1 pseudogene is annotated in these 661 nt (G+C 53.0%); it reads right to left on the reverse strand.

The features are described from left to right. Positions 1 to 661 (reverse strand): annotated as a pseudogene (locus tag PL11201_RS25540) (photosystem II D2 protein (photosystem q(a) protein)); the annotation flags it as partial.

The following is a 661-nucleotide window of genomic DNA, read 5'->3' on the forward strand; positions in this document are numbered from 1 at the left end:
GGTTCAAAAGCCCGGAACGTATTGGCTTTGTCTCCATCTTCAAACAGAGTATTTTCCACCGTCGCTCCGTGAATAGCGCACAACAGCGCACCACCCAAGATTCCCGCCACTCCCATCATGTGGAAGGGGTTCAGCGTCCAGTTATGGAAGCCTTGCAGGAACAGAATAAACCGGAAGATTCCAGCTACCCCAAAGCTAGGGCCAAAGAACCAACTAGACTGACCCAAGGGGTACATCAGAAATACACTGACGAACACCGCAATCGGCCCAGTAAAGGCAATGGCGTTATAGGGACGAATACCGACTAAACGGGCAATTTCCAACTGACGCAGACAAAAGCCGATCAGGGCAAAAGCACCGTGGAGGGCAATAAAAGCCCATAAACCGCCCAGTTGACACCAGCGAGTGAAATCCCACTGAGCTTCCGGCCCCCAGAGGAACAGCAGGGAATGTCCCAAGCTGTTGGCGGGGCTACTGACGGCGGCGGTGATGAAATTGCAGCCTTCTAAATAAGAGCTTGCTAAACCGTGGGTGTACCAGGAAGTCACAAAGGTTGTTCCAGTTAACCAGCCACCGAGAGCTAGATAAGCACAGGGGAACAGCAGAACTCCTGACCAACCCACGAAGACGAAGCGATCGCGTTTGAGCCAGTCGTCGAGGA

Source organism: Planktothrix sp. PCC 11201, assembly GCF_900009135.1.
In the GTDB taxonomy this organism is placed as follows: Bacteria; Cyanobacteriota; Cyanobacteriia; order Cyanobacteriales; family Microcoleaceae; genus Planktothrix.